Origin of the sequence: Bartonella sp. AA78NXGY (assembly GCF_042197005.1) — a bacterium.
Lineage (GTDB): Bacteria > Pseudomonadota > Alphaproteobacteria > Rhizobiales > Rhizobiaceae > Bartonella.
Genome location: NZ_JBHIRI010000026.1, coordinates 1 through 7,866 on the forward strand (window position 1 = coordinate 1; position 7,866 = coordinate 7,866).

8 protein-coding genes and 1 pseudogene are annotated in these 7,866 nt (G+C 39.4%); all 9 read right to left on the minus strand.

All coding sequences use genetic code 11. From position 1 onward, the window contains the following. Positions 1–356 precede the first annotated feature (356 nt). On the minus strand, positions 357–500 hold the full coding sequence (locus ACFINL_RS08955) for a DUF2087 domain-containing protein (protein WP_375621767.1): 144 nt from the start codon (positions 498–500) through the stop codon (positions 357–359). Positions 501–565: 65 nt separating this feature from the next. Further along, a complete protein-coding gene (locus ACFINL_RS08960) occupies positions 566–775 on the minus strand; it encodes a hypothetical protein (RefSeq protein ID WP_375651425.1) in 210 nt (69 codons plus the stop codon). Positions 776–1,062: 287 nt separating this feature from the next. After that, a complete protein-coding gene (locus tag ACFINL_RS08965; protein ID WP_375627878.1) occupies positions 1,063–2,217 on the minus strand; it encodes an MFS transporter in 1,155 nt (384 codons plus the stop codon). 531 nt (positions 2,218–2,748) lie between these two features. Continuing rightward, positions 2,749–3,987, minus strand: a complete 1,239-nt coding sequence (locus ACFINL_RS08970) for a DUF2087 domain-containing protein (protein WP_375651426.1) — start codon at positions 3,985–3,987, stop codon at positions 2,749–2,751. Positions 3,988–3,997: 10 nt separating this feature from the next. Beyond that, positions 3,998–4,672, minus strand: a complete 675-nt coding sequence (locus ACFINL_RS08975; RefSeq protein ID WP_375612578.1) for a hypothetical protein — start codon at positions 4,670–4,672, stop codon at positions 3,998–4,000. A 214-nt stretch (positions 4,673–4,886) separates the two neighbouring features. Continuing rightward, positions 4,887–6,086: an MFS transporter gene (locus ACFINL_RS08980; RefSeq protein ID WP_375651427.1), complete on the minus strand. Its 1,200-nt coding sequence runs from the start codon at positions 6,084–6,086 to the stop codon at positions 4,887–4,889. Further along, the gene (locus ACFINL_RS08985; RefSeq protein WP_375651428.1) at positions 6,083–7,273 is read right to left on the minus strand and encodes a hypothetical protein; all 1,191 of its coding nucleotides are present in this window, start codon (positions 7,271–7,273) and stop codon (positions 6,083–6,085) included. Before ACFINL_RS08985 ends, ACFINL_RS08980 begins: the two co-directional genes overlap by 4 nt. Positions 7,274–7,336: 63 nt before the next feature. Continuing rightward, on the minus strand, positions 7,337–7,486 hold the full coding sequence (locus tag ACFINL_RS08990) for a hypothetical protein (RefSeq protein ID WP_375612575.1): 150 nt from the start codon (positions 7,484–7,486) through the stop codon (positions 7,337–7,339). A 230-nt stretch (positions 7,487–7,716) separates the two neighbouring features. Next, a pseudogene (locus ACFINL_RS08995) lies at positions 7,717–7,866 on the minus strand (DUF3792 domain-containing protein); the annotation flags it as partial.

Consider the following 7,866-nt stretch of genomic DNA (forward strand, 5'->3'; position numbering starts at 1 on the left):
TAGGGGCATGCCTACTAATCATCATGCACCTTCGGAAGCAAAATGGGTAGGGGAAGAACGTATAAGCTACGTAATGCCACGCACTTAAAGGGGCGCTCAAGGCTAAATCTAAACTCAGATTCTCTTGGCTCTTATGTCATCTCTCCCTTTGTCCTATGTGTAGTCTGTATAGCCAAATCCTCAAAACAATCTGCCAACTTTTTGTAACAAAAAAACTGTACACAATTCCTTGAACATCTACACTATCTATATCACTAAATACTAAGGGGGGCGCATAGCTGGCCTAAACTCTCTTTACAGAAAACAAAAAAACAAAACGCTGCATAAGAAAAACTCAAATGCTTGAATTTTTTCTTTCAACGTATGCGCTGATATTTGCTTGCATATCGTCTTAAAAATCCATTTTCCACCAAGGTTCGTCTTAATCTCGCAAAATCTAAAGTAAAAAGGCTACATATTTTTGATGTTTCCGTTTCGCGATAGTTTTTCCTATTTGAAATGCTTCTGCAATTTTTGTAAGTATATCTTCTGTTTCTAAATGGTGATCGCTAAAAATTTCCATATTTCATACATTTTTATCTTCTAGCGCTTGCCATAATTTATCGATTGCTTGAAATCCCTCTGTTGTGTTTTGAATAAGACCAAGGTTTAAAAGGCGATTAATAGATTTGTGAATGTTTTTGGTCTCTGAATTGATAAGTTTGAGGATATCAGAAAGAATTTTAGCACCAAGTATAATAACAGTATAGACAGCGCGTAGTGTCGGTGAGGTCATGGCAGAAATGAGCGAATTATAAGAAAAATGATTTGGCTGTATTGCACATGGATATCAATAGAATATTATTCGTGCAGAATGTATCTACCTTACGCTTGTCTACCCCATAATCCTTTAAGCTATGAGACAATTTGCAACGGCGTTTACAGAGCAATCTTTAGGGACCGTTTTGAGCTTTTTTGCCGCAGAGTGTGTTCAAAATCATAATTGAGTGATTTATGGCGAAGTGTTTTGAGTGCTCTTGTTGTGCCACCGGTTGCAAAAACTATATGTGACATGGAAGCTGCTTATTTTTTCGTTTGCATGAGGCAAAGGCAAGAAGCAAAGGCGGAGGCACCAACAATCATGCAAAAGGTGAAAGCGATATGATTGTTGAAATGGCTGATAATCCATCCACTTGTCCATGAGCCGGCGGCTTGGCCAATATTTGAAATAACAAGAATATAACTGAAAAGAACACTAGCAGAGAGGGATGGGGTTGTTTTCCCTGCTTGATAGTATATTTCTGGAATCATGACAGATTCATAGACACTGTAGGCAATTAATGCAGTCACAGCGGTAAAGACCCCACCCATGAGGAAAAATGAGGAGAAACTTCCCATAAGCCATAATAGGTAGAAAGTTGATTTATCGGAAAGGCTGAGATGTTTATTAATTATTCCTTGCCAGATACAAATACTGATGCCAACAATTGAAAAGAAAATTCCACTATAAGGGGCGAGATTGCTGTCAAATTTACTGAGAAGTGTTGTGGTGGTGATGAAAATTCCCATGAGGAATGCACAAAGCAAAGCCGTGACCAGCAAATAAGCAATAGAACGATTATGTATTATTGTTTTTAAAGAAGAAAGAAGAGCTTTTTTTGTTTTTTTATTCTTTTCAAGAGATAATGTTTTATGCGGGTAATGATAAACAATTTGAATGGATAGAACACAAAGATACAAACCAATGAGTGCAAAAAAAGCCATTAAGAAGGTTGATGCGTTGTATTTTATGGCACTCGTTGCAACAAGAGGGGCGATAACGACAGCAGCATTTTGAAAAAAAGAATAGAGAGTTAATGCGCGTTTAAGAGCATTTTCATTGAGATGTTCTGATAAAATTTCTCTCAAAAATGGCTTTGAAATTGCTTTCGAAAAAGCCATTAAGGTAAAAAAGATCAACCATGCAGAAGGTGTGAGCGATAGGATAATGCACACAAAAGCGCTACTCCTTAAAATAAAAGCGGTAGCCATTAAGAGTTTACGGGAAAATCTTTCTAATAAACCTGTTGTGGTTACCATGAGAATGCTTTCAAGGATTACCGATCCAGCGAGATAAAAAGCAACATTGGCAGCAGTTATGAGAGAAGAGTTTCCAAGCAAAGGGAGTACAAAGAAAAAGGAAAATTCAGAAAGAAAAACTGTGCTATAGATGAAAAAAGGAATTTTATTTTTGCCCATGGAATTTCCATAGAAGTGTTGTTAAATGATCAAAGACATTTTGTTGTATCTTTTGAGGAAGTTTTGCCAGCCCTATTTCTGCTGTGCACATTTCGTTGAAATAGTATCTTTCTTGATTCACTAGCCAGTCCAATGCAAGAATATTGTTTTTTCTACGATGTTTTTAGAAATATCGAGCATGATTTGGATTGAGCAACAACACTGTGCCCAGATGTTCGCGCAACAATCGTAAGATCCATTGAGACCTTGATCCTATATCTTCTCCTGATGGTTTTGACTGTTTTTAACCCTATTTGATAACCACCCAATCCTTTTTGATAACCAATTGGCATCTCGCACTCTTGTTCCTCCCCATTGCATCTCTTGCGAAGAGAGCACGCTAATCTCATCTCCATAGATTGTCAACATATGAATGGGATGAATGATTTTGTAACCTTTTAATGAAATTATATTTTTTAGTGGAAGGTTATTCATTCTCTTGAAATAGAGAAGAAAAACGATAGCGTTCGCTAATCATTTTTCAATTCTCTTTTAGCGCATGCGTTGATATTTTCCTCCATGGCGTTGTAAAAAACCTCTCTCAACAAGAGTGCGTCGTAATCGGGCAAAGTCTATCGTAAAGAGGTTGCATATCTTGGAAACTTCCGTTTCGCTATAGATTTTTCCCATTTGAAAGGCTTCACCAATTTTTGATAGCATCTCTTCTGTTTCTAAATGGCGGTCGCTTAAATTTTCCCTCTCCCGTTCATGTTTATTTTCTAGCATTTTCCACACTGTCTCTTCGGCTTGAAATCCTTCTGTTGTGTTGTGAATAAGTCCAAGATTCAAAAGGCGATTGATGGATTTGTGAATGTTTTTGGCATCTGAATCGACATGTTTGAGGATATCAGTAAGATTTTTTGCACCAAGGATAATGGCGGCATAAACAGCGCGCAGTGTCGGTGACGTCATGGCAGAGATCAGTGAATTGCGGGTATTGCGTTTGTGAAGGGTTTCTTTCCCCATGGGCAAAAGATCATTGCGAATGGGCAGTTCATTGATTTCTATGAGTTCTGCTTGTAGCGATTGTGCGCGTACAATTTGTTCGGCTGGGGTGCGTTTGCGAATAATCCCCAGACCACTTTGGCGATATTTGTGGTTTTCGGGGAGTGTTAAAGCTTCATAGGAGCCATCAAGCCGGTAGAGAATTTCTTCCCACAAAGGAGTTCTGACGCGTCGAACCCGTTGTTCGCCATTGAGAGCAATTGTTGTTGTTATGGTTGGTTCATGTAGACAAAGATAACCACCAGCGGTGATGTGTTCCCAAAGGGTTATAACAAATCGCACATCATCTGCGGGAGTACCAGCATCAAGCCAAGCAAAATCTATTGGTCCCCAAGATTTGAGGGTGCTTTCATCGAGAGAGAAGAAATTCTCATGGATAAATGTTACCATGTCTTTTTCAATACCGTCTTGAAGCAGTTTTTGCCATGCTTCTTCTGCTGATTGACCTTCGACTGTAAAATCATCAATGGTGATAAGCCGAGGTTCGTAATTCTCAAGGATTCCTGAAGGGTCAAGCAAAGCTGTGCGCTCTTCCCAGGTGGAGGATTCTAAAAGTTTTTTATCTTGTTGCCATGTTTGTTTTGCTTTTTGCAGTGCTTTAGCAATCAAGCGCGTACTATCACCAGCACCGATTTCAATGACTGTGCGCGGTCTTGCCATTTGAATAAGCGCATAAATGAGCTGTGCACTATTTTCTGTTCCCATGCCAGGTCTTATCAGCTGCATCTTTTTATCCTTATAATTTTACCAATCGTAGCATTCCTGCTTTTACAAAAAATTTTATTGAATCCTCTATAGGGTGTTGAATGTGCATTGGTGTGGTGGCTTGCTTCAAGAGATGTTTTGTTTTTTCATGAAGCCGGATTGTACGCCCATTGAGTTGATTAATGGCAAGACTGCCAAGAGAAGAATCTATGATAATACATGTTGGCTCTCGTAAAAGAGCGGTTGCATCATTTTCTGAAAATGCTTTTTGATCTGTTTCGATGAGACCGTGTTGTAAAAGTGATATCAAAAGACTTCCAGAGGCAAGAAGAGTATCATTGAATTGTATTTCCCTCAGTGATTGGACAAGGCAGCCTTCACGAAGTGCTTCAAATGTGGGAAAGTCGAATCCGCCAAATGCCGCTCCTTTTGTAGAAACAATGGTGATGGGTTGTATTTGCCGTTTGCCAATGAGTGCTGGTTTGTTTTTTATTATTTGTACATCTTTTGCCCATTGAACGCGTGATAAAGGATTGAGTTCACTTGGGTAGACAGCGAAAGAATTGATGGCTATGGGCGGCGTTGGTTTTTGCAATTCAAGTGTGTGGGAGCTCTCATGACAATCATGTCGCATATAGTCTGCCAGTTGCCACACATAGCCGCCTGTTCCATTGTAAAAGTTTAAGCCTATAGGGTCTTGTTGCATGATGTTATCGTTTTTTTTTACTTTAAAATATCAAGCTTTGGGGAGGGTTGTTAGTTGCTCTACATTAAAGAGTGGTTTATCAAAGTCCTATTGGGTTGGTATGGGGTTGCATGGGATACAACGATTTGATAGGGATTTTATTGAAATTTGATTGGGTGGTGATTGTCATGTCCTTTTGTGGTGTATGGTTTGCTTGAGAAAAACGCCTCGTCCACTAACCATTATCAAATTCTCTCTGTTTTTTTTGTACGGCACTGTTCACAATAAAACCTAAGATGCCTGTGATCATGGTGGCGATGCCAATGATAAACAGTGTGCTTTGGGTGTGATGCACTTTTACAAAACCGGCTCCTAGAAAGCCAAGGCACACCGCTGTTTGTATGATAAAGATATAGGCAGGCATTTGGTTGTTTCGGTGTTCTTTCTGAATGGCTTTCATCATAAAACTTGCCATCAGAGCATTTTGCACGCCGTTAGCACCCCCAAGGATGAAAAATGACAGCATCATTAACCATACAATATGTGTTAAGGAAAAGCAGAAAATTGCAAAACCAATTATTGTAGCGGCAAGTGATGCACCAGCGGCATTACCAAAGCGATGAAAAAGGCTGGAGAAACAGAGTGGACCAACCACGAGGCCAAGACTTAACATGCTTGTGATTACCCCATAGGTTTCTGCACTGAAGTACAGCTCAGTGCGGATGCGGACAATCGATAAGACGTTGAGAGCAGAGGTGAGGATGATGGTAATGATGAGGGGAGAAAGAGCATAGACAACATTTTTTTTACGCAAGAGACCCGTTAAATCTAGCCCTTTTTTGCTTTTTTGCGTTGTGTTTGTCGTTTGTGTATGAATTTTAAAACTTTTAAAACAGAAGAGAGTGATAAAGGTAGCAAAAAGAACCATGACTGACAACATAAACAATCCTTTTTGCCCGTTTGATATTCCATACAATACACCTCCTAACAGTGGTCCGGCAATATAGCCAAGATTACGAACTGTTTGGATAATGCGGTTGATACGGTCTAATTGCTGATCATTGGTTGCAAATTCTGGGACGGAAACGAGGATAGCAGACCAAAAGAGTGAACCAGCACAACCTAGTGCGAAAGAAAGGGCAATATAAACCCAAAATTGGTTGGCGATTGCAGCTGTGGCTATAAAGAGTGCTTCAAACAATAAAACAATGGGTACTGTTCGCGCTGGTTGGAAGCGATGTAAGAGACGTGGTGCAATGGGGCCTGCACAAATTGCCCCGACAAGCCCTGCAAACAGCAGCATTGAAATAGATGCTGTGCTTTCTGCTAAGTGGAGAGCAAATGTAACTTGTGCTGTTTCATCGGCAAAGCTGCTAAAGCCCAAAACAAGGAAAAGCCCCATTTGGGTAAAAATCATGGATTTTTTCTTTGTCACAATGCTCCCCAACATGCTAAAGCTTTTACAGCTTTTAAAATTTCCTTCTGTGCTGTGTCATGTGGTTTATCATTTAATTTTGCTAGATCTAATTTTTTTCCTGATGAAAGTTGAGAAAGGAAATGTTCTAGATGAGAGCTATACTCAAAACTGGCGCAATGCCCATTTGCTGCGATGAGCAGTTCTTTTGTTTCAGTTAAGGGCACCCATTGCAGGGTTGCAGGTGGGCGAAGAGTGATTTCATTTTCAATTTCGGAGACGTCAACAAGGGGGCGCTTGACACATAAACGTGAACTTGTATCACAAATTAATTGAGAAACCAGCATATGGCGTTTTAAGGTACCATTTGCGATGGCGGAGTTTAGTGCAGAGTGTTGAAAAGCATTATCAGGGTTTAAATTTGCTCTTCCTGATGCGCGGATATCATGTCGCGTTCGATCATCAAGATGGAGTAAATGCGTGACATAATTTTTATGATGTTGTGCATCGTGTGCTGTTTCCCAAAAAGCAATATTGATATTTGCCGCGATATTTTTTCCAGTTTCAGCAACGTGGAAAGCATCATGGGGAAAGTAGGCAACACGGTCTGTACGGTTTTGCAGCGCAATTGCTGTTAATTTATGCGCTTCATATTCAGGATATTTTAGCCCTTGGAGGTCTTCTCGTGTACTGGGCCATGCAAACATTGTTTTGCCATCCTGTAGAGTAAAACCAAAATTATGAGCGTGATCTACATGGATCCCAACATGGGTAGAAGAATACCGGCCAATGAAGCAGTCAATATCTACGCGTCCACCAGGCCTAAAACCTAAAGAATGAGCTAATTGATCTGAAAACTGTTTTGCCACATCCCATAGAACAGGGGTTGCAGCGTATAATCCATAATACATGACCGCCCATTCTTGTCCTTCGGCATATTGGTCAACGCGGGCAGTATATTCTTCTATAGTTCTATCCGTATCTAAAACAAGAAAGTTTGAAAGAGGACGTGGACTCCGCACTCCATTAACCACTGTTACTACTTCGGATTTAGGATTAAGAGCTAAGAGTTTATGAGGATGTAGAGCGTATTGTCTTAAAGCATTCAAAACATCCCTTTCATCGAAAGGGATGTACGAAATTGACAATTCAGCTGCTTGCTTAGCCCAAATTTTTTGAGAAAAGCTCTCTGAAAATAACTGAAACATGCACTTAAATATACTTAATTTTAAAGTTAGATATGTAAATAGATCTGTATCAACAATACATTATTAAACTTCTAACGAACCATTCACATCAAGCTCATTTTGACAAATTTGAGTATCGTTACGCTGTGCATACTTATCAAGCATTATAGTTGGCACAACTTCATCAGCAGCCAATTCAATAACATTTTTTACTTTATTAAGTGAAATATTCATATATTTCCCCCCTTATAGTTGATAGAAAAACAATGATGACCAAAATAAAAAAACTACCACTTATTTCCTCTTAATATGGATTTTATTTTTGTCAAATGTTATGTTGATTGCAAAGAGCATTTTAAATAAGAGGGCTGAATTTTAGAGTGATTAAGAAGAATTTACAAAAAAAGCTGCACTATGCGTGCAGCTTTTTATGTATTTGCTTTAAAGGTAGACAGGTAGATGTTTTAAAGCATGAAAGTGTCCTTACGGCTTCTATAACCATAATAGCCAAAAACACTGGAAATAATGGCGCCTACCAGACTTCCTAAAAAGCCCCACCACCCCATATTGGAGGCTGTTTTTGTGGCTTTAGTTGCAGTGTTTTTTGCTCCCTT